The following is a 25655-nucleotide window of genomic DNA, read 5'->3' on the forward strand; positions in this document are numbered from 1 at the left end:
TTATGAATTAATCAATCGGCGCACAACTCCATACGTATTTTCCCGTTATTGTAATTCCAGGACATTCAAAAGGATTGGTGCAATCAAAAATAAAAGGTTTTTGTTCAGGATTGTATGAGTCTGGCTCAAGAATAATGCTGTTGTTTGTTTGGTAAAATCTTTTCAGTGTTGTTTCATAACCATTGATACGGACAGCTACAATATCACCGTTTGCAACTTCTTTAGTTTTAGTATCTATAACAGCATAAAAACCATTAGGCACTATTTTGTTCATGCTATCTCCTTCGATTTTCAAAGATACGAGGTTTTCCAAACCATACATTTTAATTAATTTATCAGGGATTGGAAGGCTACCTATGATATTGTCATCTGCCCATTTAGGGCAACCTGCAGGAATAGATCCATATATAGGAACTGTCTCTGTCATCGGAACAATACTACTATGCGTATTTTGTTCGCCCACATTGTCAAAAATCAATTCGGCTGTGCTAACTCCTAGTTTTCTTGCTAGCGTTTCAATTGTACCTGTCTTGGGAGTTCGTTCCCCTCGCTCCCAATACCCTATTGTGACATCAGAAAAGCCAAGTCGCTTTCCGAATTCAGCTTTAGAAAGTCCTAACTCTGTTCTAATCCTTGCTATGTTTTTGGCGAAGTTTATTTTTTTCCCCATTTTTTCACCTCCTTGTTATTTATGTTGTTATTATAAAACAAAATGTTAGCTATAGCAAACATACAGTTAGAAAAAACAACGCAAATATATAAAAATGGTGTAAAAATCGTTGACATCTAACAAAATGTTAGATATTATTAACGTGTGAGGAGGTGAGGTAAATTGGAATATAAAATTGCAAGAACTCCAAAAGAATGGAGGGCGCGTTTAAATTTAACTCAAGACGATGTAGCTAAAGCCTTAGGTATTCATAGAACTACTTACTCTTCGTGGGAGAGAAATCCGCAAAAGATGGAGATAGAAGAAGGTGTGGCACTAGCTGATGTATTTGGGTGTGACTTTTCAGAAATCATTTTTTTTAAACTAAAACCTAACAAAATGTTAGATATAGAGAGGGATGTTTCTTAATGAAAAAAAACAAATCAGTTGAATCAATTGTTCTTAGCGGAAAGTATGCTATTACATTTGTTCAAGAGATAAGACCGAGCATGCATTCAATTATTAAAGAACGAAAGGCAAAACAAAAAAAGGAGATTTCATAAATGAATGAATTACAAACGATTAATCATAATTTTTGGAGATTTACCATTTTTGGAGATTTACCTGTAATGATAGTGGATGGAGTTGAGTGGTTTGGAGCAAAGGAAATTGCTAAAGCATTAAGCTTTTCGAAACCACATAATGCAATTCAAAACCATGTTGAGGAAGATGACTCCGCGGTCCACGGAGTCATCGACAGAATAGGAGAGAAAACAAAAGAAAAAGTTCGTAAATGAATCAGGTTTATACGATTTAATATTTGGAGCTGCAAAACAAGGGAACAATCGAGAAATTAAAGAGAAGGCAAAAAAATTTAAACGATGGGTAACCTCTGAAGTGCTACCTATAATTAGAAAAACGGGCGGATACGTTAATAAAGGTAACGAAGAACAATTCATTAAAAACTATTTTCCTAGTTTCAGTGATGAAGTAAAGCAAGCAATGGTGCTAGATTTGCGAAATCAGAACAATCAACTAAAAAAGCAAATTGAGCAAAACAAACCTAAAGTTCTGTTTGCGGATAGTGTGTCAGCATCCAGTACATCTATTTTGGTGGGGGAGCTTGCAAAACTATTAAAAACAGAATGGAATTGAAACGGGACAGAAACGATTTTCGCATGGTTAAGAGACAACGGATATTTAATAAAGCGAAAAGGGACAGATTACAACATGCCAACTCAAAAGAGCATGGAAAGTGGATTGTTCGAAATTAAGGAAACATCTATAACACATTCAGATGGTCATATCAGTCATCAGTAAGACACCTAAAGTCACTGGCAAGGGTCAAGTATATTTCATCAATAAGTTTCTAACGAAAGAAGAGGCGGTTTCATAATGTCAAATCAATTGCAGGTTATAGATGGTATTCAAAAGGAAAAGGTGGATTATTATTCGATCTATCGAAAAATATTTTTAAATGAGCTATACGAAGGATTGGCACAATGCGAAAGCCAGGGATCTATTGAAAGAGAGACCCTCAAAAGAGTTGTCTTTAGTGGTTTAAAAATGATTAATAGTGAGGACATGCCTGAAACATATGAAGACGTACTAACGAGATTTCACATTATTGGCTCTATCAATACAATGATAGGTTGGTTAACGCCAAGGGAATTGATGCAGATGTTCCCGGTCGAAAAGCATTATGACGGTGATAAATATGAAATGAAAGACTATTTTTACACAATGCGAGTTATTGAAGAAAAGGGACTAGACAATTGCATTGGAACAGAACGAGAAGTATTTGACTTTATTTCAGATTATCAAAACTCGGATATTACATCATTTATGATCGAATCGCTATCAACAGTCAGTGCCTTACGAAGAGCAGAAGGACAAAAAGGTTTGTTAGAAGAGTTTGCTGAGGAAAAGGGGATTGATACTTACACAATGGGGACTGATCACAGAGGAAAGCAAGTATTGGTTAACAATACAACTGGTGAAGTGCAGAGAGTGATAAAGAAGCGTCCGAGATATATACAGCCAGTAGATTAGGTCATTACTGACCAACTAAAAGGAGGTGGGTAAAGTGAAGATCAAAACAAAAGAATGGCTTGCTCTAAGCGAGGCAGAACGTTTTATGAAGATTTATCAGGCTTTTGTGAAGAAGCATATCTAAAAGTTAAAGGAGAGAGAATAAATGGCTAATATGAAATATCAAATGCCAGTTACATTAGAAAAAGGTAAGGCCTGGGCAGCTGTCTGGATTAAAGGGTTTGAAATAAAAAATAGAAATGCTTTTTCCATGGGTGATGCTAAAGAAAGCCAGCTCAATCTTGAACTGACTTTTAACAGTAATGATTATTCTACAGAAAAATATACACAGTTTATAAATGATCTTATTAGATTTCTTAATGAGCATGGTTGGACTGAAGGAAAACAATATTAATTTAAACCGAGCCTTTGTTTTAAATAATCTTGTGCAATTCCAGCCATTAACGACACTGAAATACTTGCAAGACCTTTTGTTTTTTCTTTAGTAGCTTCCCATATTGATGTCTCTCTTATGTTATCAAGAAATACATGGCCATCCCAGGTCAAATGACCTAGGATTAAGCCACTTAGTGAATCATCAGATCGTATTGCTTTACCTTCGATAAAATTGGCATCAATTAGCTTTAAAATAGCGTAAAACGAGGTTTCTTCTCCAAACTTTTGAACGGTTTGAAGTTCTCTTACCTCGCTAGTATTTAGCTGGTCGTTCAATGTAAGTTTTTCTTCTAATTCAAGAAGGATTTCTCTTACACAATCGTGATCAAGTTTCATAGTTTCACCCCCTATCTTACAGGAACATTATACCAAAGAGGAGGATAAGCATGAATTTAAATCGATTTCTAAAGTCTGATCAGGAAAGAGCTGAAAGGCTAATCAAATCAATGGATTTTCTAATCACTGAACTGTTACCAGATGCTATTGAGGACGGAGATTATGAAGGGTGTATTGAAATAGCAGGGTCGATGATTGCCCATTGTAAGGATCTTAAACGGATGGAGCATCCAGAACAAGTTGTTCAGCTGCATGAAATAGCGTCCCAACTCTTAAGTAAAGGGATAGACGTTTCAACTGTAAGGAGGGCGTATCAATGAATATCGAGCATCCAATCATTACAGAAATCAACCGTTACGGTTATCCGTTGGAATATTTGAAGTATGAAAAAGAGAAAGACAACGAAGAGGAAGACAATTAAAAAAGTTCACTCTGCCAAGTGAACTTTAGGGAAGTGATTTTTTAAGAAAGAATATTTAAAGCATATCGAATATTTTTTGAAAAATCAAGGGAGGAAACAAATTAATGAGTAGTCTTCCAGAAACAGAACAAGTGTTAATCGATCAGGTCGAAGAAGAGGAAAAGGATTATGAAGTGTTTGAGGTGACTGACCTAGAATCAGCAGCCGAAGCACAACGGCGCATCACTTACTTTAAAGGGAAACAATCAGAAATAGATGCAGTGGCTGAAAAGCAGCTTGAACGCCTCAGAACTCAAATTGAACGGGTTGAGTTTTGGCGTGATGAGTCTAAAAAACCATATGTCGAGCGTGAAAACTTCTATATCCATAGACTAGAGCGATACATGCGGGAAGAAGTCAGAAGGCAGATTGAAAGTGGCAAAAAGCCATATAAGTCAATCAATCTACCGTATGGAAAAATTAAGCTTACCAAGCAGCAGCCGGAATATCAACGTAATGAAACCGACTTGTTGAAATACGCGGAAACAAAAGGGTTAGTCAAAATTAAAAAAGACGTTGATTGGGCATCCATTAAAAAGAAATCTTCAGTTTTCGGGGACAAGCTAATAGACGCAGATGGCGAGATTATTTCAGGTGTGACAGTGGTTGATAGGGAAGATAAATTCACAGTCGAGGTGAACGAATAATGAATATTTATCAAAAGCTGATCGAGGTCAGAAAGGCGATCCCGTATCTCCAAAAAGAAAACAAAGGAAACCAGTACGAATATGTCGGATCAAGTCAGGTTTTAGGCGCTATCAGAGATGAATTAGACAAACAAACGCTTTTACTGATTCCGAAAATTGTAGACAAACGCATCTTAACAGAAACAGTTGAAAGTAAAGATAAGTACGGCAATCAGAAAAAGAAAACGACATATTTCACAGAATTAGACCTTGAATTTATTTGGGTGAATGCAGAAAATCCCGAAGAAACGTTGACTGTCCCTTTTTATGCACAGGGTGTTGATATAGCAGGAGAAAAGGGAGTCGGTAAGGCTTTGACATACGCTGAAAAATATTTTCTTTTGAAACAATTCAACATTCCGACAGATAAAGACGATCCAGACGCATTTCAACAAAAAGTAGAAGCGACAAAACCACCTGAAATGATCACACAGGAGCAAAAGGATGAAATTCAATCCCTTGCTCAACATTATATTGAATTGCGTGGACAAGGCGATGTGAAGACCGTTATAACAGCTCTTGACATCAAAGATATTAACAAAATCAATAAAGGGCAAGCTGACCATTGTATCTATCTACTTAAAAGATGGGTGGCTAAAGCAGAGAAAGAATTAGCATAACAAGAGGGTGATTTTATGGGCGGAGCGTTCCAAACAAGTAGAGACATTTTTACAAGCGATATATGGCAAAACCCAGTCGAATTCCGTCTATTCTTCTTTATTTATGGAAATGCAGTTTTTTCGGAAGAGGGGCAACGAAAAGGCGATGTTTTGGTGAAGCGCGGTCAATTTTTAAGATCATATCGAAATTTACAAAAAGACTTGCAGTATATCGAAAATAGATCGGTCAAACAGTATTCACTTTCGAGGATCAAAAGGGCGGTTGATCGACTGATTAAAGAAAATCGTTTGAAAATCGAGGACACCGAACTTGGAACGCTCTTCACTGTCGTAAATTATGAGGTATATCAGGGGTTAGAGAACTACAAAAAAGGCAACTTGGAACGGAGAGAGAACGCAGATGGAACGGAGACGGAACGCAGATGGAACAATAATAAGAATGTAAAGAAGGTAAAGAAGGAAAATAATAATAATAATAAACGTTTGGTTTTTGATGAAAAACAAATGCAGCTGGCTGAATTGCTTTGGAAACATGTCCATATAAACGCCCCTGACATGAAACAACCAAACCTTGATAAATGGGCTAATACAATTCGACTGATGATGGAACGTGACGGACGCACAGGAAAAGATATTCAAGAAGTGATCTTGTGGTCTACTAAACACGAATTCTGGTACAAAAATATTTTAAGTGCTGATAAATTGCGAAAACAATATGCCAGATTAGTAGTTCAGAAGAATGAAGAAGAAAGAAGGGGAACGAGAAATGGCAACCAACAACCGTACGGACAAAGCTATGGAGAAAATACTGAAGAAGCTTCAGGAAAGGTCAGCTCAATCTTTGGTGGAAGAGTCGGACGCCTTAGAAAAAAAGGGTGAATATGACTGTCCCACTTGTAAGGATGAATTGGGTTATCTAGAAAACAGGGACGGCATTGAGGTGTGGGTACGCTGTAAATGTGTTGAGTGGCGTCGAATTAGGAAATTAATGAATTCTAGTGACATAACTGCAGAGTTTGAGAAATTACAATTCAAGAATTTTGTTACGGAAGGGAAACACGGTCTGATCGTTGATGCTTACGATTGCGCTGTTGATTACTATAAGAATTTCGACAGTATCAAGGATAAACGTAAAAACAGCATTGCCCTTTTGGGACAGCCAGGATCAGGAAAGACACATTTACTTACAGCCATATCAAATAAATTAATCAAATCGAAAAACGTGCCAGTTCAATACTTTCCATATGTCGAGGGCTTCAATGATCTGAAAGATGATTTTGAAAAATTGGAAGAGAAGCTACGGCGAATGAAAGAGGTTGATGTCCTTTTTATAGACGATCTATTTAAGCCTCTGAAGGGTAAACCTAGGGCAACTGATTGGCAGGTGGAACAGACATATTCAGTCATCAATTATCGTTATCTCAATCATAAGCCGATTCTCATTTCAAGTGAATTGGATATTGAGCAGCTTGTACAAATAGACGAAGCACTCGGCACACGGATTTATGAAATGTGTGAGAACTATATAGTCATCATCAAGGGTGACCGGATGAAATTAAATCATAGATTAGGAGCTTGGAAATGAAAAACTATCAAATCATTCCATTGATGCCGGGAGTTTACGAATTGTCGCCAAGGAAGACAGGGAAAGGCAAAGACCTGACACCAGTTATCAAAATGCTAGAAGAGAAAATGCGCGAAATGGAAAAAGCGATAAAGGAGAGCGCCTAATGGGTGTTTATATCATGCTTGATCATTGTAATTTTGATTGGAAGCCGGACGAAGTGGATGAAGTTGAATCTTACTGGCAGGGCGGTTTACCCATTGAAAGAATTGCAAAAATCGTTAAACGACCAGTGAAAGAAGTCTTTCTCTTACTCTATGACCGTGCGGAGTTGGGGCATATCAGGGAAAGAGAAGGCGGGATATTCGGTGCTTGAGCAAATAAAAGCTGCATTTGAGATCTTATTTCTGGCCGGATACAGAGAAAAACAGATTAAGCAATGGATACATGATGACGGGAGGTAAGGAGATTGAGAGAGATCAAGTTTCGAGGTAAACCGATTGAGGATTATGGCGATATTAAATGGTTTTATGGCGGTATCGACTTATACCATGATAAAAAATTAGCCTATATCAGTGCTCCTTATAACGGTCATATACAGGTAGAGTGGGCATCAATTGGACAATACACCGGATTGAAGGACAAAAACGGTCAGGAGATCTACGAGGGGGATGTCTACCATCAAGGCGACCTAAATATCTTGTACGTTGTTGTATATAAAGACACTAGTTTTATAGGTAAGCAAATAAGGGCCAGTAGTTATGCGGGTTTGGAATATTGGAAAGACAGAATCGAAGTTATCGGCGACATATATCGAAATCCTGATCTATTGGAGGTGGCGGAATGATTAAATTACCTGAAAATCCTTGCGCTATCTGTCGGAAAAATGAGGTAACTCAGTTATGTGATTTTGTAACAGCTTATGTGTGGACATCAGTTCATGGTGGTATTCATAGAACTTGTGATTTGCCAATGTGTAAGGAGTGTGCAAAATCACACGGCCCATTTGACTTTTGCCCATACCATGATGGATTAAGCAAAAAGCTTAAAGTTCCAGATAAAAAATTAATAAGACGGAAAAATCAGTATAAATCAAAAGAGTTAAAAGAATTGAGGGGCAACCAATGATCACCCTTAACATACCCGTTACACCAATGGGAGCCGTTCGAATGACTGGGCGTGGCAAATTCGTAAATAAAAACGCTCAACGATACTTAGCCTATAAAGATTTCATCAAGTGGGAAGCGCAGAAACAGATGAAAAGCGATCCTTTTGAATCGGGAGCACTCCATGTAGATATCACTTTCGTTATGCCGATTCCTAAAAGTTGGTCAAAGAAAAAACAGCAACAATCCATCAATACGCTGCATACCAAAAAGCCAGACATCGACAATCTTATAAAAGGCGTGTTCGATGCTCTAAACAAAATTGCTTGGAAAGATGATAACCAAGTTTCAAAAGTAACTGCTTGTAAAAAGTACGGTGAAAAGCCAGGAATCGAGTTCAGATTACAAGGGCGACAGAAGAATGGGAACAGCTAAGCGTCTGATTATACGCTATAAAAACGATTATAGGCGCACTGTGGGGCATAACACCCTATGGAGGAACATTGATAGTCTAATAGAGTTAAAACGTCGCTATGGCTTTTTAAACGACGATTTAGAGTATATCGAAATTGATGGTATTGAATACGATCTCGACAAGGTAAGGGCAGCGCTCGAAAAGCATGGTTATTCATGAGATTGAAACAACTTTCCGTATAAATGGGATTTCACACCGGAGAGTAAAATAAATAACGGCTTCATTTGTCGAATTTTGTCGAAAAAATGAGAGGGAGAATTTAAACATGTTAAATAGATCAATTATTGTTGGACGCTTAACTAAAGATCCAGAGTTAAGATATACCGGCTCAGGTGTTGCTGTTGCAGGATTCACACTTGCGGTTAATCGACCGTTCAAAAATCAAAATGGAGAGTCAGAAGCAGACTTTATAAACTGTGTGGCTTGGAGAAAGCAGGCTGAAAACGTCGCGAACTTTCTTAAAAAGGGATCATTAGCAGGCGTAGACGGACGATTGCAGACACGCAACTATGAAAACCAGCATGGTGGTCGGGTGTTCATTACAGAATTAGTCGCTGAATCAGTTCAATTTCTGGATACAAAAAACAGCAACCAGAATCAAGGACAGAACCAGAGACAACAGCAAGGAAATAGATTCCTAGATGACCCGTTTGCCAATAATGGAAAGCCGATTGATATAAAAGATTCAGATTTGCCGTTTTAAGGGGGATAAACATGATAAGGCGTGTTGTTCAGTGGGTGGCAACAAACTATGATTCTGAGAATCTACAGGTCATTACTGTTTTTGAAGAAGGCATAAATAAACAAGCTGCTAAAAATCAAACACCGTTCTGCAGGCGTCACAGGGTACTTTACAAAAGTAAAGGGGGGAATAAATATGAGTTCAAATAAAAATTGGAGATTGCCAGGGGAAGTGAAAGTTTGGAAGATGACAGAGAAAGAACGGTTGGCTTATATCAAAAAGTACCCAATTGTCTACCGAGAGTATTTAAAACCTTCACGTAATTTTATATTTGAAAAACAGAATTATTGGGAGGCATGGAAATGACACTCTTACAAGGGGAATTCCTAAATCTATACAAGGCAAAATTGAATACCAGTAAAAAAACATCAGAACAAATTAAAAACGAATTAACTGGGCTAGAACCAAATGAAGAAGAAATTCAAAATTGGCTTAAAATATATGGCTTAATTGCCGGAGTAGAGGTTATTGTCGCAAAAAGTTGGAGTGGAGACGGGTATTGTCTCGTTAACTGGCTAGAAAAAGATAGTGGAACAATAAAAGAGTTTTTCTACCACTTAGAACAAGATCCAATGTTCGGCTCCTATTTTGATGAACGAGAAGAGTTTGAGGAAGATTGGCAATCGGGAGAGTATTGTCCGGCCTGTTCAATTGTATTCAGTGATAAAGATGTTGAAATTATTGAGATAATTGTTCGTTAAAGGAGTTACGAAAATGAAAGAATGCTCAAATTGTGGTGATGAGTTTCAAACAGATGAAGGTTATCCAACTAATCAAGAAAATAGGTTTGAATGTTGTTGTTCATTAAATTGTTGGCTTGAGCTTATAGATGAAGCGCCTTGGAAAGAAGAAATTGACTAATTCACAGTTTAAGAAATTAACGGCATAGTGTTCAGTCGTAGTTGACTAAAAAATAACATAAGACGGGAAGGGAGAATCATGATCTATCTAATTATAGGAATCATTATTATTGCAGCACCGTTGATTTGGATAGAGTTTACCGAAAGACGTATTGAAAAATGGGAAAAAGAAAAGTAGAAGAATAGGAGGGATAGGATGTCTAAACAATTATCTTTTCTTCCAGCTGTGGATGAAAAAGCCGTCCGCAAAGTTGTCATCAAAGAATTGAAAAATTACCGTGCGCTTAAAGTCCAATTGGAGAACAAAAAGGAATGTTCATCTGCTGGCATAAATACTTTCCCTTCCCTCCGAGATTCATTAAATCTCAATGAACTCAAGGTCAAGCAGATGGAACGCGCCTTACAAAACAGCTTGGATGAAGAAGAACGGTTAATCATTGAAAAGAAATATCTAACTGCTGCAAGGGTAAAAGATATTCATATCTATATAGAACTCGGAATGAAAAAGGATACTTATTATGAAATCAAGCAACGCGCTATAAACCGTATAGCTACAGCACTCGGAATTATCTGAGTGCTTTTTTTATCGACAAAATCCCGACATTTTTCCGATAAAATGGGGGACAAAAAGGGGGACTATTTATGTCTGCATTAGCGATAACATTTACTTATCAAGAATATATGGGAGACGCGCCTTTCCCTTATCAATGGCGTATCCGGATACGGAACAAAGGTGTTGAGGAATGAAGCCGAACGGGAGGAACATTCTGAGCCTGGATAGCGCTAGTCTTGCGGCAGCCGTATCGGGGAATAGTATTTTCATTGTACCCATGATCTTACTATGCTTGGCTTCCTCCCGGGGTATGTGTAAGTTCAATTTTATTAAATATAAGCGTGTTAATGGACTTGGTTGATGTTCTCTGTAAACCGTGTCCAGTGAATCTCAGATAAGACGATTGATGGCAAAGGGAGCCTCTGAGTGTGGGCATGGTTTAGAAAGAATATAGCCAAGCGCTTTTCCGAAAGGGAGGGTGTTTTTTTATTTGAGGGAGGTATAAAAAGTGGATTTTAAAAAGGATTTAGCCAATATGAGTATATCTGACCTATTGGAAAGGGTAGTAAATGGTCCATATCAACCGTATCAATCAATCACAACTAAAGAGAAAATGGCACCACCTTTACTTCAAATTGAACTTGATGATATTGATTCTCCGCCACGTATTTTTTATAACGGTAAAAAAATTGACAAGATTATAAATGCAGATTTTTCATACTTAACTAGGGATGATTCAACGCTTAATCCAACGCATATTGACATTGAATTTGTCGATAAAGATAGCAAGTATGGAACAAAAGCAATCGTTTACAATCGATCTCTTTACAACCGAAGGAAGGATAACAATGCCACCTAAGCCGTTAAGGGAGTGTAAGGCCTATGGGTGTAAGGCACTAACTAGAGAAGCCTATTGCCATGATCATAAGCACATCAAGCAAGAGGAAACAAAACAATACAACAAACATTCAAGAGACAAAACAATTACAAGTTTTTATAAATCAACTGATTGGAAGCAAACAAGACAACTTGCTTTGTTAAGAGACAACTATCTTTGTCAGAGATGTTTGAGGGAACATCGCTTCATACCTGCTGACATGGTTCACCACATTGTGGAAGTAAAAGAGGACTGGTCCAAGCGTTTAGACCTTTCAAACCTTGAAAGTCTCTGTAATGCTTGCCATAACAAGGTTCATGGTGATCGAAGTAAGCTAGGGCAGTAGGATACCCCCCTACTAAAATCTTTGGAAAACAACCGTCTGGGGAACGGCGCGCCCTCTTCTGCAAACAAACACCGCTTTTCAAAGTTCCCGAAAAATACAAAATACCCTCTCGGCGATTTGCCAAGAGGGCTTGATATAAACGATTTGATTGTTAGTTTCATCATAGCATGTTTGACGGAAAAAACAAGCGAAAAAAGAAGATTTTTTTAACGAAATGAGGTGAAAAACATGCCGAGACCCGCAAAATCTGCAGCTCTTCAACTAATACAGGGTAATCCGAATAAAAAGAATACTGAGGAATTAGCCACCAGAGCTAAATATGAAAAACAAATGAAAATGCGTACTGAAAATATTAAGCCTCCTTCATGGTTGGATGATAAGGTAGCTAAAAAAGAATTTAAACGGGTTGCTGCTTTATTGTCTGAAGTGGATCTCATCACAGAGGCGGATATCAACATGTTGGCCACCTATTGTAAGATTTACTCTCGATATATTTCTATTACAAAAAAAATTGATGAAGATGGCATCATGATAAACACAGAAGGGTGTAATGAAAATGGTCAGCCCATCAAGTCGGTTGGTGAAGAACATCCCCTTCTTAAACGCGAGAAAAATTATTATGATCAGATGATATCTGCGGCCAACCATTTTGGCCTTACACCGTCTGCACGTGCAAAACTAGCCATCACCAAAACTCAGGAAGAACGAGAAAAGACGGCAGCGGAAAAGGAGTTTGGTAATGTATGAATACAATTAAACAGTTTATGATTGACTACTCGCGCGATGTGATATCGGGTGAGATTGTGGCGTGTCAAAAACATATTTGGGCTTGTCATCGCTTTTTAAATGACATTAAGAGAGAAGGAACAAGGGAGTTCCCTTATATATTTGATGACGAGAAAGCTAGACGGTTTCTTTATTGGATGACTCAGTTTAAGCATACAAAAGGACCTCTCGCAGGAGAAAATATTGTCCCCGAACCAATCCAAATTTTTATTTTTGGCAATGTGTATGGGTGGGTTCACAAAGAAACAAGGTATCGCAGATTCACAAAAGTATATTGGCAAGTTGGACGTAAGAACGCGAAAACACAAAGTTTAGCTTGTGTTGCTTCTTATGAAGCTATGGCAAATGATGAAAATATGTCAGAGGTCTACATTGGGGCAACGAAAACTGAGCAAGCAAAAATATGTTGGAATGAGATCAAAGCACAGATTCTTCAGTGTGAGCTATTAAATAAACCTGAGCAAAAATATAGGATTGCCTACGGGAAAATTGAACATCCAAAAACACAATCTAAAATTGAGGCACTCTCTAAAGATGCAGGGAAAACAGGAGATGGGTTCAATCCTCAGTGCGGAATTATAGACGAATATCACGCACATAAAACATCTGAAATATATGATGTACTTGTTTCTGGTATGGCTGCACGAAATCAGCCGTTAATGGTCATTATTACGACTGCCGGTTTTGAATTAAATAACCCTGCCTACCGCGTTGAATATGATTACGTGTCACGCATTTTAGATCCAAATAAAGTAGAAACAAATGAGCAGTATTTTGTGATGGTTAATGAATTAGACAAAGGTGATGACATTAAGGATGAGCAGAACTGGATCAAAGCCAATCCTATTGTTGCTAAAAATGAACATGGACTTAATTATCTGCGTGGAGAGTTGGAAGTTGCCTTGGCTGTACCAGAGAAAATGAGGAACTTTCTGACTAAGAATATGAATATCTGGGTTAACATGCGTGAAAATGGCTACATGGACATGCAAGCTTGGAAAGATTGTGGATCTGATCATTTTCCTGATCTATCCGGCCGGGAGTGCTATGTTGGAATTGACTTATCAAAACGAATTGACCTGACAGCCGTATCTTTTATTTTTCCGTTAGATGATGGGAGCTTTGCTGTAGAAAGTCATGGTTTTATGCCTGAAGATACATTCTATGAACGTATGAAGACAGATCATGTCCCTTATGACTTGTGGAGGGAGAGGAACTGGTTAACCGTTACTGATGGTGCTGTAGTTGATTATGACTATATCAGAGCTTATATCAAGAAAATGGAGAAAGAGAAAGGATGGAAAATTAAAGAAATCGGTTACGATCCATATAATGCGACACAGTTTGCTCAACAGATGGAGGCTGACGGATATGTGATGATTGAAATTAGGCAGGGAGTTGCCACACTTTCAGAGCCTACAAAAGACTTTCGCGAAAAAGTAAAGGCGAAAAACATCATCCATAATAAAAACGATCTACTGACATGGGCGATGGGTAATGCTGTTACAAAAGTAGATGCTCAAGAAAATATCATGCTGGACAAATCAAAGTCAACACAACGGATTGACCCTGCTGCAGCCCTTATTAATGCACATGTGAGAGCATCTCAAATTGATATGACGATTGACTTAAATGCTTATATCAAGTCAGGATCTTTCAGCCTGTAGGAGGTGGGAATATGAAATTTATAAAAAGTATGCAGCCGTTTATAGATGATATCTTACTTATTATAGGGATGATATTCATTTCTACTGCCATATATCGAATAAATATCAACGCGGGTTTGATTGCGACCGGTGTTTTTTTATTTTCTCTTGCTGGCTTGTTAGGTGTAGATAGGCAGCGTAAGGAGGAAGGAGGGGATTAGATGCTATTAAGCCGTTTAAAGGGCGGGGTCAAGAATGAAATCGCAGAAGAGGATAGCGGCTCCCTTCTTCATCCAGCCAATTGGTTTAGAAATATTTTTGCTGGCACTGAAACCTCATCAGGTGAAAGAGTATCATCAAAAACAGCTGTTCTTCATCCCGATGTTTATGCATGTGTCATAGTTTTGGCGGATGATATCGCGAAACTGCCAATCAAACTTTTTCAGAATAAAAACGGCAATATCAAACAAGTCCAAAATGATATTAGTGAGATGATTCTGAACAAAGTCAATGATTATATGACAAGTTTTATTTGGAAAAGGCTTTTGGTCACAAGGCTTTGTACTTGGGGGAACAGTTACAATCTTTTGCTTTTTGATAAAGACGGAAATGTGACTGGAATCAGACCTTTAAACCCTGAGGCAACAAATACAAATATTGACCCTAATAACGGTCGGGTTTGGTATTCAACCACGATTGACAGCAAATATCGTGAGTTTTTTTATGAAGAAGTTCTGCATTTTAAAAACCTTTCTCTTGATGGAATTGTGGGACAAACTCCGATTTCAGTTATTCGTGACAATATCGGATCAAATCGAGCTGCCACAAAATTCAATGCAAAATTTTATAAAAATGGTGGCGCTCCGTTTGGCGTTGTCAAAGCACCAACTCTATTAGATAGAGAAAGTAAAAAAATTGTGAGAGAAGACTGGGAGCGTGTAAATGCGGGTCAGTCTATTGCAGTCCTAGACGCTGGTCTCGACTATTCACAAGTAACCATGCCGATGAAGGATGCTCAATTTATTGAGTCCATGAAATGGAACCGTCAGCAGATCGCATCTATTTATAAGGTACCACCACATAAAATAGGTGAACTTGATCGAGCCACTTTCTCTAATATCGAACAACAATCATTGGATTATGTCAAAACGACGTTACAACCTTTAGTGACAAATATAGAACAAGAATTGAACGATAAAATATTGACAGAAAACCAGTTAAAAAGTGGTTATTACTTTAAATTTAACCTAGAATCAGAACTTCGTGGAGATAGTAAATCTCGTGCTGAGTTTTATAAAACGATGCAAAGTGTTGGCGCTTTTAGCGTAAACACAATCCTTCAAAAAGAGGACATGACCGGAATTGGAGATATTGGGGATGAGCATTATGGGAATTTAAATCTTGTTCCTCTTTCAATTATGAAAGAATATCAATTGAACAAAGTAAAAGGGACATCTGATGAACAGAAGGGGGGTGATGGCAACGAAGAAGAAAAACAAGTATTGGAACATGAAGATTCTGAATGATTCTACTGCTGAAATCACACTTTATGGCTCAATAACGGGTGAAGGATGGTTTAGTGAGAGTTCTTCTAAAGTTTTTCAGTCAGAATTGAAAAGTTTAGGTGATGTAAGCTCTATTGATTTGTACATTAATTCACCTGGAGGAGATGTCTTTGAGGGCCAAGCGATTCATTCAATGCTTAAACGTCATAAAGCTAAAATTAATGTTTATGTGGATGCACTGGCTGGAAGTATTGCCTCAGTTATTGCAATGGCGGGGGATAACATTACAATGCCAAGTAACGCCATGATGATGATTCATAATCCTTACATGGGAATGGTCGGGAATGCAACAGAATTTCGAAAGGCTGCCGATGATCTTGACAAGATCACAGAAAGTATTGTTTCGACATACCTTGATAAAGCTGGTGACAAGCTGGATGATGTTACTTTACATCAATTACTTGATGAAGAAACGTGGCTGACAGCTGATGAAGCATTACATTATGGTTTGATTGATGAGGTCTCAGAATCAAAGGATGTAGCAGCCTGTATTGATCATCAAATTTTGGCACACTTTAAACATGTGCCAGGAAAGATAGTTGCTAAAACAGTTGCTGAAAATTCGGCTGAAGAAGCAGGATTGGATGAATTACAAAAACAAAAAATTGATATGAAACTTGAACTCTTAAATCTTTAAGGGTTCTTTTTTAATGCCACTTTTAAGGAGGACAAGAATTTGAAACCGAAACTATTAAAACAAAAAAATTTTTTATTGAAACTAGATATTCAATTTTTTGCTGGAGGTGGAATGTCTAAAAAAGAACGGGAGTTACGCCAAACGCTAGCAGAAAAGCGTACAGAAATTGAAGCATTGACAGACAAAGGGAAAATTGATGAAGCTAAAAAACTACTTTCTGAAGCTCAACAAATAAAAGAGCAGATCCAGACATATGAAGAAGTCCGAAATATGCAAGTCCCTTATGAACAGGAGCAGACATCACAAGATTCAGTAGCAACTGGTCAACAGCCAACAGATGATATCGCCAAAACGGAAGTAAAGAACCATGTTCAGCTTTTTGCGTCAGCTCTTAAATCTGGAACAATACCGAAACCTCTTTCCGCAATGAAAGAAGGTGTGGATGAAGATGGCGGTCTTGTTGTTCCGCAAGATATTTCAACGAAGATCAACGAAAAACGTAGACAATTTGATACACTGGCTAATCTCGTTGATGTCATTCCGGTATCTACAAATAAAGGTTCACGAGTGCTTGAAAAACTAGCAGATATCACTCCATTAGCAAACCTTGAAGAATTAGCGGATATTACGGAACTAGAGAATCCTAAATTTGAAAACATTAAATATAACATTAAAGATTATGCAGGAATTTTGGTTCTTTCTAATGATTTGCTTTCAGATACACAAGAAGCGCTTCTTCAATATTTGACCAATTGGCTCGCTAAGAAATCAGCTGTTACGCGTAATACGTTGATTATTAAGCAATTAGGAACACTCGTAAAAACAGCAGTTTCAAAGCAAGACGATATTAAAGATATTTTGAACGTCAAGCTTGATCCAGCTATCAACGCCACAACCTCTTTTATTACAAATCAATCAGGATTTAATGTTTTGGATAAATTGAAGGATGCTTTTGGCCGGTACTTACTACAGCCTAATCCAACAGATCCGACTAAAAAACTTTTATTCGGAAAGCCTGTGTCCGTTATATCTGATAAATATTTGCCAAACGGTGGTACAAAAGCAGCGCCAAAATATCCGTTGATTGTCGGTGATCTTAAAGAAGCTGTTAAACTATTTGACCGTCAGCAATATTCCATTTTAACGACAAATGTTGGCGGTAAAGCATTCTATCGTAATTCTACAGATATGCGAATCATTGAACGTGAAGATGTTGTTCTTTGGGATACTGATGCTGTTGTGTTTGCAGAGTTTTCATCAATCAAAGATGCAACTCCAGACAATGGGGTTCCAAATCCCGGTTCTGGTGAGAACAAATAATAGGTGAATGAAAGCTAGGTGATGCCCAATGACAGAAATTGAGCAAAAAGAACTTAAAGAAGCGAAAAAATTTCTCAGGGTTGATGGTGATTTGGAAGATGATTTAATCCTGGGATTTATCGCTTCGGCGAAGGAATATATTACAGCTGCAACTGGTTTAAAGTTCCCAAATCATTCAGCACGAGCTGATATGTGTGTAAAAGCATTTGTAACGCATTGGTATGAAAACAGGGAAGTAGCTGGCACAACTTCAAACCTTGATGGGGTGCTAACGATGATGATCAATCAATTAAAATATACGGTTTCGGAGACTGGTTCCAATGTTGAATGACATGCGGTATCGGATTGAATTTCAACAGAAAAAAGAGGGCGGGCGCCTCCCTGTGGAAGGTAAGTATGAAACTGTTGTGGAATGCTGGGCCAAAGCTGAGGGATTAAAAGGCCGAGAGTATTATGCAGCGGCAGCTGTTCAGAAAGAAAAAACTATAAAATTTACAATTCGTCACCGTGAAGATCTTAACGAACATATGCGAATTCTTTTTCAAGATCAACCATACGAGATTGAATCAATTTTGCCGAACTATTCTCGGAAACATTTCACCACAATAAGGGCAAAGGCGGTGGAATAATGGAATTTGAAATGGAGATGCAGGGCTTTAAAGAATTAGATTCATATTTAACTGACCTTGCAAGGAAAGATGAGTCAATCAATAAAGCAGCCGTAAAAGCCGGGGGTGCTATTCTTGCCAAAGAAATAGATAAAAATGCACCTCGATCTGATATTGGGGGCAGTCATCCCCATATTGATGAGGATATTATTGTTGGAAACCGTACTCGAAAGGATTTGGATGGTGAAATCTATGCTGTTGTTGGACCTACTAAAGACACAAAATTCCGTGTTCACTTACCGGAATTCGGAACCATTCATCAGCCAGCTAATCCATTTATTCAGCGAAGTATGAGAAGCGCAAATGAAAGAATGTTACAAGCGATGGCAAGCGTAATTAAAAGAGGGTACAAGCTATGAATGTAGTAGAAAGGTCTTTACTACTGAAAAACAAAGTATTTGAAGCGTTGGAGAATGATCCAGCGCTTTTATTATTGGTGAAACCATCAAATATTTTTGAACTAGCTGTACCAATTGGGATCAAAAGTAAGCCAGCCTATATTGTTGTACAGGAACTAGAGTATAGAGCTACTCAGTGGGCTGATGGCAAGCCAATAAAGGATAGTGCTGTCTATCAAATTGATGTCTATCACAGTTCTTCCTGTGATGAGATTCTTGTTGCCATCGTTCATGTGATGAATCAATTAGATTTTCAAACGACTGTTTTAATCAATGGTTTTTTAAAAGATGAAGTCCTCATCCGGAAAGGATATCGATTTGAGGCCAATATTTTAATATAATTGGAGGTTTAAAAATGCCTGAATTTAGTTCAGTTACCGGGTTGGAAGGTGTGAAATTCGCACCACTAAAAAAGGAAAACGGGGTTTATATAGCCTCAAAAATTATAGATTACCCTTATGCAATTAATGCAAAAGTAAATACTGAAACTTCAACAGAAAAGCAGTATGCGGATAATAAACTGGTTGATATGGCTGTTACAACAGGTTCCACAAAACTGGAACTCGAAATGCGTGATTTACCAATGGAAATATTAGCTGAGTTGTTAGGAATTGAAGCAACAGATGGACTGTATATGTTTAAAAAGAATATTATCCCGCCATGGGTTGCTATGTCGTTTTTTGGGCCGAAAGCAAACGGTAATCATCGTCATGTGGGATTAGTGAAAGGTCGTTTCTCGTTACCAGATGATGAATGGAAAACAAAAGAAGAAAAAACGAATTTCCAAACAATCAAACTTTCAGCTGAGTTTATGGAGCGTGAGCAGGATAATGTCTTTAAAGTATTAGCTGATGAAGATGCACCAAGCTTCAGTTTGGATAAGTTCTATACGAAGGTATTTGGCGATGCTTACAAGTCTCCTAGTGCAGGAGATAACCCTAACGTCAATCCAGGAAAATAAACATAAAGGGAAGCCTTAGTGCTTCTCTTTTTTCGTACTCAATACTTTTAAAGGAGGAGTCAGCATGGCTCAAAAGCAAATTGCAATTAAATTATGGTTTGAAAAAGATCAAAAATATAAAACGTTTATTGCCCCTCGTACGAATACAAAAATCTTGTATGAAGCCTTGGAATTAGATGAAGATGCAGCAAAAAAAACAAAAAACATTAAAGAAGTCCTTAAAAGTCTAGATGAACGCATGAAATTTATTGTCCGAGTATTTCACAACCAGTTTAGCTTAGAGGAATTCCAAGAAGGCCTACAATCCTTTGAGGTATCTGATCAAGTAAGACGAATCATGGGCGAAATCATGGGATACGAAGAGGTTAAAGAGGACGATGATTTTTTGCAGACAGCGGAAACAGAAACCTTACAGCCAAAAGTGGAATAGAGCAACTCAATGATATTTATTCGGCTCTTTTAAAGCAAGGATGGACAATGACAGAAATAGATCAGATGGATATTTATCACTATTTAGAAGTTTTGGCACATGAAAACAAACCTAAAATAGTACCTATAGATCAAGTATTTTTCTAAAAATGATTTTTTTGTTGAGTTTAAGCCAGGGAAGCGGGGTGGTTACATATGGCGCAACCTATCGGAAACATGATTGTTAAAGTAGGGCTTGACGATACTGGCTTTAATCGTGGTATTGAAGGTTTGAAACGACAAATGCGTTTGGCAAATTCAGAAATGAAAGCCTCCGGAGCAATTTATAAAGCAGCGGGCAATCAGTCTAAGTTCCTCCAATCTCAAATAGAAGGCCTTAATAATAAATATCAGATTCAAGGACGTTTAGTTGATGAACATCGCACTAAATACAATAAATTAGTAAGGGAAAAAGGATTAGATAACCGTGAAACACAGATACAAGCCCGGCGGTTAAATGACGCGATTGCTGTCCACCAAGGTCTTGGAAATGAACTGAAACGAGTAACCAGAGAATTTGATAATACGACAAACAGCACCCGAAGAGCAGCGGGTGTTTTTTCTGTATTCAAACGTAACTCAGGTGAAGTATCTAAAGAATTAAATGCAGTTTATCAGTCTGCTACTACAGCAGGGAAAGCACTTTCTGCCATTGGTGCAGCTGGAACTGTTGGAATTGGACTCACTGTAAAAGCAGCAGCAGACTTTGAGAAAGCAATGAGTCGTGTAGGTGCTTTGGCAAACGCAACGAATGAACAAATGGGAGAGTTAACAGAAACAGCCCGTCATTTAGGTGCGACAACTCAATTCACAGATGGGCAAGTTGCTGAAGGGATGCAATATCTAGCGATGGCGGGGTATAAAACGAATCAAATTGTTGGAGCCATGCCGGGACTTCTAGCGACTGCCGCAGCTGGTCAAACTGAACTTGGTGTTACAGCAGATATTGTTTCAGATATTTTGACTGAATTTCATATTAAAGCTGAAGATACAAACCGTGTTGCAGATGCGATGACCTACACGTTTACCAATTCAAATGCCACACTGCAAGAAATCGGACAGACAATGAAATATGCGGCACCTGCCGCAAAAACAGCCGGACTCAGTATGGAAGAGTTAGCAGCAGCCACCGGAATCATGGCAAACAGTGGGATTAAGGCGGATATGGCAGGAACAGCCTTACGATCAACACTTACTCGTTTAGCAGCACCGCCAAAGCAAGCAGGCAATGCAATAGATGAATTGGGATTAAAGGTCACAGATTCAACCGGAAAATTACGACCACTGGCAGATATCATTGGACAAATCAATGAGAAAACTAAAAACTATACGGAAACCGAGAAAATTCGTATTGCCAAACAAATAGCAGGGCAACATGCACTTTCAGGATTTATTACCTTAATGCACGCTGGAAAAGACAAGCTTCAAGATTTCACGAAAGAAGTAGAAAACAGTGGTGGAACTGCTGAAAAAGTAGCTAAGAAACAAATGGATAATTTATCTGGATCACTTGAATATCTAAAGTCAGCTACAAATAACGCAGTTATCACTTTGGGAAATCAGTTCTTACCTGTTATTAGAGCTACAGCTGATGGATTGACTAAGATGGTAACTTGGTTTGATTCGTTACCTCCTTCTGTGTCTCGTACAATTGCTATTACAGGTGGAGCCGTCACTGTGTTTTCACTTTTAGGTGGTGCAGCTTTGTTGTTGCTTGGCTCTTTGCCAAAGATGGCAGCAGGATGGAATATGCTTCGTACTGCCGGTGGATATTTAACTCGTAATGTAAACCGTGCTTCAACTAGTCTTGGAGTTTACTCTACAGAAGCGATTGCCGCGGGTAGAGCCTCCAGAACAGCAGCCACAGGGATGAGCACAACATCAACAGCGGCAAACTTAGCATCCACAAGAATGAATAGATTTCACCAAACGACCAACTTAGCAACAACAAGAGTTGGTAGACTTGAACAGTCAGCTAGTAGAAGTACTAAGGTCATGAGAGGGTTGGGTGGAGCCTCTCGTGTAGCTGGTTTAGGTCTTGGTATGTTTGGTGGTCCAGTTGGTGTAATCGGAGGACTTTTGCTTTCTTTTGCCCCGGAACTATTAAAATTTGGCTCAGGTATTTTAAAAGTTGGGGTCAATGCTGTTAAAGGCGCTGGCGGTTTTATGAGACTAGCAAAAAGCGGTTTCGGACTGTTTAACATTATCAAAAAAGGTGTAGGGATAGTCGGCTTATTACGTGGTGGATTGAGCCTGTTGGGTGGTCCTGTTGGTCTTGCTATAACAGGAACTACACTTTTAACTGAAGCTGGTTTCAAATACTATGACAATCTAAAGAAAAGAGTTCTTCCAGCAACAATTGATTTTGGTAATGGTGTATCAAAATCTACTTCAAAAGCTATAAACGCTTATGAAGATATGAACATAAAAATCACAGCTAAGCTTAATACACTACGTGTGACGAATAAAAAAATCACTAAAAGTATTGCTGAAGATGTATCTAAACAATTCACAGATATGGGAAATTCGCTGAAAAAAGGTTTTCAGACAAGTGCAGATACGGCTACTAAGGTATTAACAGATTTTTATGCTTCTAATAACAAAACATCAGACAAGGAAGCTGCTAAAATACTAAATAAAATTAAAAACGGAAATAGCAAGCAACAAAAAGAAATTCAAGGGTATGTTAATCGAGTTAACCAAATCTATCGAAAAGCTGCAAAAGAACATCGCAAAACAACAGACAAAGAGAATAAAGAAATAGCTAAAATACAAAGAAAAATGTATGCCAAAATGAAGACAGCTCTTTCTAAAAGTAAAGATGAACAAATAAAAATTTCAAGAAAATTAAAAGAGGAATCTTCCAATCTTTCTGCAAAACAAGCAGCCGCAGTTGTAAGAAACAGTAATAAAGCTAAAAACAAAACAATAAAAGCAGCAAATGATCAATTTAATGCTGTTGTAAAGGCAGCGGACGATCAATATTATGTCAAAGGCACGATTACTAAAAAAGAACATGATGATACTGTTAAAAAGGCAAGAGATCAGAAAAAAAACACGATATCAAAGGCTAAAGAAACTCATCAAGGTGTTGTAAAAGAAGCCAAAAAACAGGCAACCGGACATGTTAGCCAAGTTGATTGGGAAACGGGTGAAGTTCTCGGGAAATGGAATCTTTTCATTGTTGATTTAGCCCGTATCATTAATAAAATTACTGGTGGTATAAACAAGGTTCTTGAATTTTTTCATGCCCCAACTATTCCTGAGTGGAAACCTAAAGGATATAGTGACAATGATAAAAAGATGCAGGTTGCTCCTGGTGCTGCATATGCGAAAGGAACAAATTTCCACCCAGGTGGTCAAGCACTTGTTGGTGAAGAAGGTTGGGAACTGGCTCATTCACCAGGAATTGGAACCTATATGATAGGGGTAGGCGGTCCACAAATCTTGGATCTACCACGAGGGACTTCTGTACTTCCACATGCTGAGTCTAAAGTGTTAACAGGATCAGGTTTACCTGGATATGCGGGTGGAGTCGGAAGTTTTTTCAAAGGAATGATTTCAGCAGGGAAAAATGTTGTAGATAAAACGATTGATGTGGGTTCAAAGGCAGTAGAGTTGATTAAGAAAGGACCAGGTGAATTCATTAAAAAACTGTTTAAGGGATTAATACCTTTCAAATCTGGAAAAGGCATTGATTCCATAGGAACTGGCATAATGAAGACCATAAAAGATGGAGCATTTCAGTTTTTAAAAGGGATTATACCAGAAAATACGGCCACGGATTCGAGTTCATTTAAAGGAACAGGTGGGACAAAAGCTGTTAACCAGTGGGTTAGTGAGGCAGCAAACATAGCTGGTGTTCCTCCTACATGGATACCTGGTCTTGTTACAATTGCCATGAAAGAAAGCGGTGGAAATCCAAATGCCATCAACTTGTGGGATTCTAATGCAAAGGCTGGACACCCTTCACAAGGGTTAATGCAAACTATTCCATCTACATTTAACGCTAACAAGTTTCCTGGGCATAATAACATATTGAATCCTGTAGATAATACTTTGGCGGCTATTAACTATATTAAGCGCAGATACGGAGATATACGCAACCATCCAGGTTTAAGATCGATGGCTCTCGGTGGTGGATATGTTGGGTATGCAAAGGGTGGGATTTCTCCCGGTCGTGGTGGTTCAAAATGGGCAATTTTAAACGAAAGAGGCTTTGATGAAACTACAATTACAGAAGATCCTTCATACCGCGAACGCAATATAGGATTATGGGCGCGTATTGGTAGCAAGCTTGGAGTTCTCCCGTCTTTACAAGAAGGGATGATTTCAAAAGCTCTTGTGTTGTTGCAAAAAGTATCGATGCAACCCGAAAAAGAACGAGGTTCTTCTAATATTCCATCTGTGGACATTAGTAGTATCGTGCAGAACCAAGAAAAACAAATCAATATGATGGCAAAACAAATTGATTTTCTGAATAAAAACATGCAGCTGTTACAACAGATTCTATTAAAAGAGAGTGACACTTATCTTGATGGAAGAAAGATTGATCAATCTACCGGTGATCGGTTTACCCGAACGTCATTTATGAACGGGGTGAGATGATGAAATTGTTTATTGATTATGATAATGGGCTGGGGGAGCAAAGTTTAAATAGCTTGCTCCCTTTTTTCGAGGTTCTAAGCTTTACACCTGAGGCTCCAGGGATAAGTCGTGAAACAATCAATATTCCGAGAATAAATGGAGTTATTTTGCCGCAGCACCCACGTGAAATCACGTATACGGAGAGAAAAATAACAGTCGAAATTTATATGAATTCAATTATTGCAGAAAATTTTTATCAGTATAGACATGAACTTTATGCGTTACTGGTTAAACCTTTCCCATATTATATTTCAACGGATTTATTGCCAAATCTCCGTTTTAAAGTAACTTGTGATGGGAATTTCAGCATTCCAAAACAGAAAGAAAAAAATCACGTAGTTTTCACTGTGGACTTTAATAACTTTACAGGATTAGCTGAATCAAAATCTACTTCTCTGACAAAACAAAATTTTAATGGTGAACACTGGAGCCCGGGGATGAATATTCAAATGCGTGATGATCTAAAATACATGTTCAAAAATCAAAAAAGGTTTCAGGTCTATAACACTGGTGACGCCTATATTAACCCTATGCAGCATGATTATCATGTAACCTTACGAGCAAAAGGAAAAAATGTCACGATCATCAATCATACAAATGGTGAAAAGTTAAAAATAGAACGCGAGTTGAAAAAATCTGAGTCTGTGACTTTTGTTAAACAATATACGGTGATCAATAAAAAGCCTGTCAAAACATCTGGGAGGCTTCCGGGGCTTGATATCGGAGTGAATGATTTTGAAGTGCAGAATACCAATGATTTTGACATCACGTTTGATACACGTTTCTACTACGCGTAAG

At 38.1% G+C, this 25655-nt stretch carries 40 protein-coding genes and 1 pseudogene; 39 read left to right on the top strand and 2 right to left on the bottom strand.

Features of this window, described 5'->3' with window-relative positions; translation table 11 throughout:
- Window positions 1–7: 7 nt before the first annotated feature.
- The gene (locus tag HOO54_RS01795; protein ID WP_172292282.1) at window positions 8–670 is read right to left on the bottom strand and encodes a LexA family protein; all 663 of its coding nucleotides are present in this window, start codon (window positions 668–670) and stop codon (window positions 8–10) included.
- Between the two features lie 162 nt (window positions 671–832).
- On the opposite strand from HOO54_RS01795, the gene HOO54_RS01800 reads away from it, so the two are divergent.
- The 6 genes and pseudogenes from HOO54_RS01800 to HOO54_RS01820 all read left to right on the top strand — a co-directional run bounded on the left by HOO54_RS01800 (window position 833) and on the right by HOO54_RS01820 (window position 3095).
- Window positions 833–1078 carry a helix-turn-helix transcriptional regulator gene (locus HOO54_RS01800; RefSeq protein WP_172292230.1) on the top strand — a complete coding sequence of 82 codons (246 nt, stop codon included), beginning with the start codon at window positions 833–835 and terminating at the stop codon, window positions 1076–1078.
- A complete protein-coding gene (locus HOO54_RS24640) occupies window positions 1078–1212 on the top strand; it encodes a hypothetical protein (RefSeq protein ID WP_301539265.1) in 135 nt (44 codons plus the stop codon). Before HOO54_RS01800 ends, HOO54_RS24640 begins: the two co-directional genes overlap by 1 nt.
- A complete protein-coding gene (locus tag HOO54_RS01805; RefSeq protein WP_172292280.1) occupies window positions 1213–1446 on the top strand; it encodes a BRO-N domain-containing protein in 234 nt (77 codons plus the stop codon).
- A gap of 19 nt (window positions 1447–1465) precedes the next feature.
- Window positions 1466–1969: pseudogene (locus tag HOO54_RS25050) on the top strand (phage antirepressor KilAC domain-containing protein).
- 75 nt (window positions 1970–2044) lie between these two features.
- A complete protein-coding gene (locus tag HOO54_RS01815; protein ID WP_216664702.1) occupies window positions 2045–2701 on the top strand; it encodes a hypothetical protein in 657 nt (218 codons plus the stop codon).
- Between the two features lie 145 nt (window positions 2702–2846).
- Entirely contained in the window at window positions 2847–3095 is a 249-nt protein-coding gene (locus tag HOO54_RS01820; RefSeq protein WP_172292234.1) for a hypothetical protein, read from the top strand.
- Here HOO54_RS01820 and HOO54_RS01825 read toward each other — a convergent pair.
- Window positions 3092–3472 (bottom strand): DUF2513 domain-containing protein, encoded by a 381-nt coding sequence (locus HOO54_RS01825; protein ID WP_172292236.1) that lies wholly within the window; start codon window positions 3470–3472, stop codon window positions 3092–3094. The genes HOO54_RS01820 and HOO54_RS01825 overlap by 4 nt on opposite strands.
- A gap of 50 nt (window positions 3473–3522) precedes the next feature.
- Between HOO54_RS01825 and HOO54_RS01830 the strand changes: the two genes are divergently transcribed.
- The 33 genes from HOO54_RS01830 to HOO54_RS01990 all read left to right on the top strand — a co-directional run bounded on the left by HOO54_RS01830 (window position 3523) and on the right by HOO54_RS01990 (window position 25654).
- On the top strand, window positions 3523–3792 hold the full coding sequence (locus HOO54_RS01830) for a YqaH family protein (RefSeq protein ID WP_172292238.1): 270 nt from the start codon (window positions 3523–3525) through the stop codon (window positions 3790–3792).
- A gap of 205 nt (window positions 3793–3997) precedes the next feature.
- Window positions 3998–4579: a host-nuclease inhibitor Gam family protein gene (locus tag HOO54_RS01835; RefSeq protein WP_172292240.1), complete on the top strand. Its 582-nt coding sequence runs from the start codon at window positions 3998–4000 to the stop codon at window positions 4577–4579.
- Window positions 4579–5238, top strand: a complete 660-nt coding sequence (locus HOO54_RS01840) for an ERF family protein (RefSeq protein WP_172292242.1) — start codon at window positions 4579–4581, stop codon at window positions 5236–5238. Before HOO54_RS01835 ends, HOO54_RS01840 begins: the two co-directional genes overlap by 1 nt.
- 15 nt (window positions 5239–5253) lie before the next feature.
- Window positions 5254–6117: a hypothetical protein gene (locus HOO54_RS01845; RefSeq protein ID WP_172292244.1), complete on the top strand. Its 864-nt coding sequence runs from the start codon at window positions 5254–5256 to the stop codon at window positions 6115–6117.
- On the top strand, window positions 6035–6823 hold the full coding sequence (locus HOO54_RS01850) for an ATP-binding protein (RefSeq protein WP_172292278.1): 789 nt from the start codon (window positions 6035–6037) through the stop codon (window positions 6821–6823). Before HOO54_RS01845 ends, HOO54_RS01850 begins: the two co-directional genes overlap by 83 nt.
- Complete coding sequence (locus tag HOO54_RS01855; RefSeq protein WP_172292246.1) at window positions 6820–6969, top strand: hypothetical protein; 150 nt, start codon at window positions 6820–6822, stop codon at window positions 6967–6969. The genes HOO54_RS01850 and HOO54_RS01855 overlap by 4 nt, the downstream gene beginning before the upstream one ends.
- The gene (locus HOO54_RS01860) at window positions 6969–7178 is read left to right on the top strand and encodes a hypothetical protein (protein ID WP_172292248.1); all 210 of its coding nucleotides are present in this window, start codon (window positions 6969–6971) and stop codon (window positions 7176–7178) included. The genes HOO54_RS01855 and HOO54_RS01860 overlap by 1 nt, the downstream gene beginning before the upstream one ends.
- A 93-nt stretch (window positions 7179–7271) precedes the next feature.
- Window positions 7272–7649 carry a YopX family protein gene (locus HOO54_RS01865; RefSeq protein WP_172292250.1) on the top strand — a complete coding sequence of 126 codons (378 nt, stop codon included), beginning with the start codon at window positions 7272–7274 and terminating at the stop codon, window positions 7647–7649.
- A complete protein-coding gene (locus tag HOO54_RS01870) occupies window positions 7646–7930 on the top strand; it encodes a hypothetical protein (protein ID WP_172292252.1) in 285 nt (94 codons plus the stop codon). The genes HOO54_RS01865 and HOO54_RS01870 overlap by 4 nt, the downstream gene beginning before the upstream one ends.
- Window positions 7927–8343, top strand: coding sequence for a RusA family crossover junction endodeoxyribonuclease (locus tag HOO54_RS01875; protein WP_172292254.1), 417 nt, complete (start codon window positions 7927–7929; stop codon window positions 8341–8343). Before HOO54_RS01870 ends, HOO54_RS01875 begins: the two co-directional genes overlap by 4 nt.
- Window positions 8330–8542, top strand: a complete 213-nt coding sequence (locus tag HOO54_RS01880; RefSeq protein WP_172292256.1) for a hypothetical protein — start codon at window positions 8330–8332, stop codon at window positions 8540–8542. The genes HOO54_RS01875 and HOO54_RS01880 overlap by 14 nt, the downstream gene beginning before the upstream one ends.
- Before the next feature lie 106 nt (window positions 8543–8648).
- Complete coding sequence (gene ssb / locus HOO54_RS01885; RefSeq protein WP_172292258.1) at window positions 8649–9086, top strand: single-stranded DNA-binding protein; 438 nt, start codon at window positions 8649–8651, stop codon at window positions 9084–9086.
- An 11-nt stretch (window positions 9087–9097) separates the two neighbouring features.
- Window positions 9098–9274, top strand: coding sequence for a hypothetical protein (locus HOO54_RS01890; protein ID WP_172292260.1), 177 nt, complete (start codon window positions 9098–9100; stop codon window positions 9272–9274).
- A complete protein-coding gene (locus HOO54_RS01895; protein WP_172292262.1) occupies window positions 9261–9431 on the top strand; it encodes a hypothetical protein in 171 nt (56 codons plus the stop codon). The genes HOO54_RS01890 and HOO54_RS01895 overlap by 14 nt, the downstream gene beginning before the upstream one ends.
- Entirely contained in the window at window positions 9428–9826 is a 399-nt protein-coding gene (locus HOO54_RS01900; protein WP_172292264.1) for a hypothetical protein, read from the top strand. Before HOO54_RS01895 ends, HOO54_RS01900 begins: the two co-directional genes overlap by 4 nt.
- Window positions 9827–9839: 13 nt before the next feature.
- Complete coding sequence (locus HOO54_RS01905; RefSeq protein WP_172292266.1) at window positions 9840–9986, top strand: hypothetical protein; 147 nt, start codon at window positions 9840–9842, stop codon at window positions 9984–9986.
- 195 nt (window positions 9987–10181) lie between these two features.
- Window positions 10182–10559 carry an ArpU family phage packaging/lysis transcriptional regulator gene (locus tag HOO54_RS01910; protein ID WP_172292268.1) on the top strand — a complete coding sequence of 126 codons (378 nt, stop codon included), beginning with the start codon at window positions 10182–10184 and terminating at the stop codon, window positions 10557–10559.
- 487 nt (window positions 10560–11046) lie between these two features.
- Window positions 11047–11397: a hypothetical protein gene (locus HOO54_RS01915; RefSeq protein WP_172292270.1), complete on the top strand. Its 351-nt coding sequence runs from the start codon at window positions 11047–11049 to the stop codon at window positions 11395–11397.
- Window positions 11387–11761 carry an HNH endonuclease gene (locus tag HOO54_RS01920; protein WP_172292272.1) on the top strand — a complete coding sequence of 125 codons (375 nt, stop codon included), beginning with the start codon at window positions 11387–11389 and terminating at the stop codon, window positions 11759–11761. The genes HOO54_RS01915 and HOO54_RS01920 overlap by 11 nt, the downstream gene beginning before the upstream one ends.
- A gap of 228 nt (window positions 11762–11989) precedes the next feature.
- Window positions 11990–12508, top strand: coding sequence for a phage terminase small subunit P27 family (locus HOO54_RS01925; protein WP_172292190.1), 519 nt, complete (start codon window positions 11990–11992; stop codon window positions 12506–12508).
- Window positions 12505–14214, top strand: a complete 1710-nt coding sequence (locus HOO54_RS01930; RefSeq protein WP_172292192.1) for a terminase large subunit — start codon at window positions 12505–12507, stop codon at window positions 14212–14214. Before HOO54_RS01925 ends, HOO54_RS01930 begins: the two co-directional genes overlap by 4 nt.
- A gap of 11 nt (window positions 14215–14225) precedes the next feature.
- The gene (locus HOO54_RS01935) at window positions 14226–14414 is read left to right on the top strand and encodes a DUF1056 family protein (RefSeq protein WP_172292194.1); all 189 of its coding nucleotides are present in this window, start codon (window positions 14226–14228) and stop codon (window positions 14412–14414) included.
- Window positions 14415–15719 (top strand): phage portal protein, encoded by a 1305-nt coding sequence (locus HOO54_RS01940; protein ID WP_172292196.1) that lies wholly within the window; start codon window positions 14415–14417, stop codon window positions 15717–15719.
- Window positions 15670–16395: a head maturation protease, ClpP-related gene (locus HOO54_RS01945; protein WP_172292198.1), complete on the top strand. Its 726-nt coding sequence runs from the start codon at window positions 15670–15672 to the stop codon at window positions 16393–16395. The genes HOO54_RS01940 and HOO54_RS01945 overlap by 50 nt, the downstream gene beginning before the upstream one ends.
- A gap of 39 nt (window positions 16396–16434) precedes the next feature.
- Window positions 16435–17715: a phage major capsid protein gene (locus tag HOO54_RS01950; RefSeq protein WP_253907589.1), complete on the top strand. Its 1281-nt coding sequence runs from the start codon at window positions 16435–16437 to the stop codon at window positions 17713–17715.
- Between the two features lie 28 nt (window positions 17716–17743).
- Complete coding sequence (locus tag HOO54_RS01955; protein WP_172292200.1) at window positions 17744–18046, top strand: head-tail connector protein; 303 nt, start codon at window positions 17744–17746, stop codon at window positions 18044–18046.
- Window positions 18036–18344 (top strand): phage head closure protein, encoded by a 309-nt coding sequence (locus HOO54_RS01960; RefSeq protein WP_172292202.1) that lies wholly within the window; start codon window positions 18036–18038, stop codon window positions 18342–18344. The genes HOO54_RS01955 and HOO54_RS01960 overlap by 11 nt, the downstream gene beginning before the upstream one ends.
- Complete coding sequence (locus tag HOO54_RS01965) at window positions 18344–18742, top strand: HK97-gp10 family putative phage morphogenesis protein (protein ID WP_172292204.1); 399 nt, start codon at window positions 18344–18346, stop codon at window positions 18740–18742. The genes HOO54_RS01960 and HOO54_RS01965 overlap by 1 nt, the downstream gene beginning before the upstream one ends.
- Window positions 18739–19122 (top strand): hypothetical protein, encoded by a 384-nt coding sequence (locus HOO54_RS01970; protein ID WP_172292206.1) that lies wholly within the window; start codon window positions 18739–18741, stop codon window positions 19120–19122. Before HOO54_RS01965 ends, HOO54_RS01970 begins: the two co-directional genes overlap by 4 nt.
- A gap of 14 nt (window positions 19123–19136) precedes the next feature.
- On the top strand, window positions 19137–19742 hold the full coding sequence (locus HOO54_RS01975; RefSeq protein ID WP_172292208.1) for a major tail protein: 606 nt from the start codon (window positions 19137–19139) through the stop codon (window positions 19740–19742).
- Between the two features lie 64 nt (window positions 19743–19806).
- Window positions 19807–20172 carry a phage tail assembly chaperone G gene (gpG, locus tag HOO54_RS01980; protein ID WP_172292210.1) on the top strand — a complete coding sequence of 122 codons (366 nt, stop codon included), beginning with the start codon at window positions 19807–19809 and terminating at the stop codon, window positions 20170–20172.
- A 194-nt stretch (window positions 20173–20366) separates the two neighbouring features.
- Window positions 20367–24818, top strand: a complete 4452-nt coding sequence (locus tag HOO54_RS01985; RefSeq protein WP_172292212.1) for a phage tail tape measure protein — start codon at window positions 20367–20369, stop codon at window positions 24816–24818.
- Window positions 24818–25654 (top strand): phage tail family protein, encoded by an 837-nt coding sequence (locus HOO54_RS01990; protein WP_172292214.1) that lies wholly within the window; start codon window positions 24818–24820, stop codon window positions 25652–25654. The genes HOO54_RS01985 and HOO54_RS01990 overlap by 1 nt, the downstream gene beginning before the upstream one ends.
- The last annotated feature ends 1 nt before the right edge of the window (window position 25655 follow it).

The sequence above is a fragment of the Bacillus sp. WMMC1349 genome (assembly GCF_013155385.1).
Lineage (GTDB): Bacteria > Bacillota > Bacilli > Bacillales > Bacillaceae > Bacillus.

Bases quoted from the DNA above. Each gene is read 5' to 3' on its own strand.
- HOO54_RS01795 (WP_172292282.1), bottom strand. From the start codon at position 670: ATGGGGAAAAAAATAAACTTCGCCAAAAACATAGCAAGGATTAGAACA.
- HOO54_RS24640 (WP_301539265.1), top strand. From the start codon at position 1,078: ATGAAAAAAAACAAATCAGTTGAATCAATTGTTCTTAGCGGAAAGTAT.
- HOO54_RS01805 (WP_172292280.1), top strand. From the start codon at position 1,213: ATGAATGAATTACAAACGATTAATCATAATTTTTGGAGATTTACCATT.
- HOO54_RS01815 (WP_216664702.1), top strand. From the start codon at position 2,045: ATGTCAAATCAATTGCAGGTTATAGATGGTATTCAAAAGGAAAAGGTG.
- HOO54_RS01820 (WP_172292234.1), top strand. From the start codon at position 2,847: ATGGCTAATATGAAATATCAAATGCCAGTTACATTAGAAAAAGGTAAG.
- HOO54_RS01825 (WP_172292236.1), bottom strand. From the start codon at position 3,472: ATGAAACTTGATCACGATTGTGTAAGAGAAATCCTTCTTGAATTAGAA.
- HOO54_RS01830 (WP_172292238.1), top strand. From the start codon at position 3,523: ATGAATTTAAATCGATTTCTAAAGTCTGATCAGGAAAGAGCTGAAAGG.
- HOO54_RS01835 (WP_172292240.1), top strand. From the start codon at position 3,998: ATGAGTAGTCTTCCAGAAACAGAACAAGTGTTAATCGATCAGGTCGAA.
- HOO54_RS01840 (WP_172292242.1), top strand. From the start codon at position 4,579: ATGAATATTTATCAAAAGCTGATCGAGGTCAGAAAGGCGATCCCGTAT.
- HOO54_RS01845 (WP_172292244.1), top strand. From the start codon at position 5,254: ATGGGCGGAGCGTTCCAAACAAGTAGAGACATTTTTACAAGCGATATA.
- HOO54_RS01850 (WP_172292278.1), top strand. From the start codon at position 6,035: ATGGAGAAAATACTGAAGAAGCTTCAGGAAAGGTCAGCTCAATCTTTG.
- HOO54_RS01855 (WP_172292246.1), top strand. From the start codon at position 6,820: ATGAAAAACTATCAAATCATTCCATTGATGCCGGGAGTTTACGAATTG.
- HOO54_RS01860 (WP_172292248.1), top strand. From the start codon at position 6,969: ATGGGTGTTTATATCATGCTTGATCATTGTAATTTTGATTGGAAGCCG.
- HOO54_RS01870 (WP_172292252.1), top strand. From the start codon at position 7,646: ATGATTAAATTACCTGAAAATCCTTGCGCTATCTGTCGGAAAAATGAG.
- HOO54_RS01875 (WP_172292254.1), top strand. From the start codon at position 7,927: ATGATCACCCTTAACATACCCGTTACACCAATGGGAGCCGTTCGAATG.
- HOO54_RS01880 (WP_172292256.1), top strand. From the start codon at position 8,330: ATGGGAACAGCTAAGCGTCTGATTATACGCTATAAAAACGATTATAGG.
- ssb (WP_172292258.1), top strand. From the start codon at position 8,649: ATGTTAAATAGATCAATTATTGTTGGACGCTTAACTAAAGATCCAGAG.
- HOO54_RS01890 (WP_172292260.1), top strand. From the start codon at position 9,098: ATGATAAGGCGTGTTGTTCAGTGGGTGGCAACAAACTATGATTCTGAG.
- HOO54_RS01895 (WP_172292262.1), top strand. From the start codon at position 9,261: ATGAGTTCAAATAAAAATTGGAGATTGCCAGGGGAAGTGAAAGTTTGG.
- HOO54_RS01900 (WP_172292264.1), top strand. From the start codon at position 9,428: ATGACACTCTTACAAGGGGAATTCCTAAATCTATACAAGGCAAAATTG.
- HOO54_RS01905 (WP_172292266.1), top strand. From the start codon at position 9,840: ATGAAAGAATGCTCAAATTGTGGTGATGAGTTTCAAACAGATGAAGGT.
- HOO54_RS01910 (WP_172292268.1), top strand. From the start codon at position 10,182: ATGTCTAAACAATTATCTTTTCTTCCAGCTGTGGATGAAAAAGCCGTC.
- HOO54_RS01920 (WP_172292272.1), top strand. From the start codon at position 11,387: ATGCCACCTAAGCCGTTAAGGGAGTGTAAGGCCTATGGGTGTAAGGCA.
- HOO54_RS01925 (WP_172292190.1), top strand. From the start codon at position 11,990: ATGCCGAGACCCGCAAAATCTGCAGCTCTTCAACTAATACAGGGTAAT.
- HOO54_RS01930 (WP_172292192.1), top strand. From the start codon at position 12,505: ATGAATACAATTAAACAGTTTATGATTGACTACTCGCGCGATGTGATA.
- HOO54_RS01935 (WP_172292194.1), top strand. From the start codon at position 14,226: ATGAAATTTATAAAAAGTATGCAGCCGTTTATAGATGATATCTTACTT.
- HOO54_RS01940 (WP_172292196.1), top strand. From the start codon at position 14,415: ATGCTATTAAGCCGTTTAAAGGGCGGGGTCAAGAATGAAATCGCAGAA.
- HOO54_RS01945 (WP_172292198.1), top strand. From the start codon at position 15,670: ATGGCAACGAAGAAGAAAAACAAGTATTGGAACATGAAGATTCTGAAT.
- HOO54_RS01955 (WP_172292200.1), top strand. From the start codon at position 17,744: ATGACAGAAATTGAGCAAAAAGAACTTAAAGAAGCGAAAAAATTTCTC.
- HOO54_RS01960 (WP_172292202.1), top strand. From the start codon at position 18,036: ATGTTGAATGACATGCGGTATCGGATTGAATTTCAACAGAAAAAAGAG.
- HOO54_RS01965 (WP_172292204.1), top strand. From the start codon at position 18,344: ATGGAATTTGAAATGGAGATGCAGGGCTTTAAAGAATTAGATTCATAT.
- HOO54_RS01970 (WP_172292206.1), top strand. From the start codon at position 18,739: ATGAATGTAGTAGAAAGGTCTTTACTACTGAAAAACAAAGTATTTGAA.
- HOO54_RS01975 (WP_172292208.1), top strand. From the start codon at position 19,137: ATGCCTGAATTTAGTTCAGTTACCGGGTTGGAAGGTGTGAAATTCGCA.
- gpG (WP_172292210.1), top strand. From the start codon at position 19,807: ATGGCTCAAAAGCAAATTGCAATTAAATTATGGTTTGAAAAAGATCAA.
- HOO54_RS01985 (WP_172292212.1), top strand. From the start codon at position 20,367: ATGGCGCAACCTATCGGAAACATGATTGTTAAAGTAGGGCTTGACGAT.
- HOO54_RS01990 (WP_172292214.1), top strand. From the start codon at position 24,818: ATGAAATTGTTTATTGATTATGATAATGGGCTGGGGGAGCAAAGTTTA.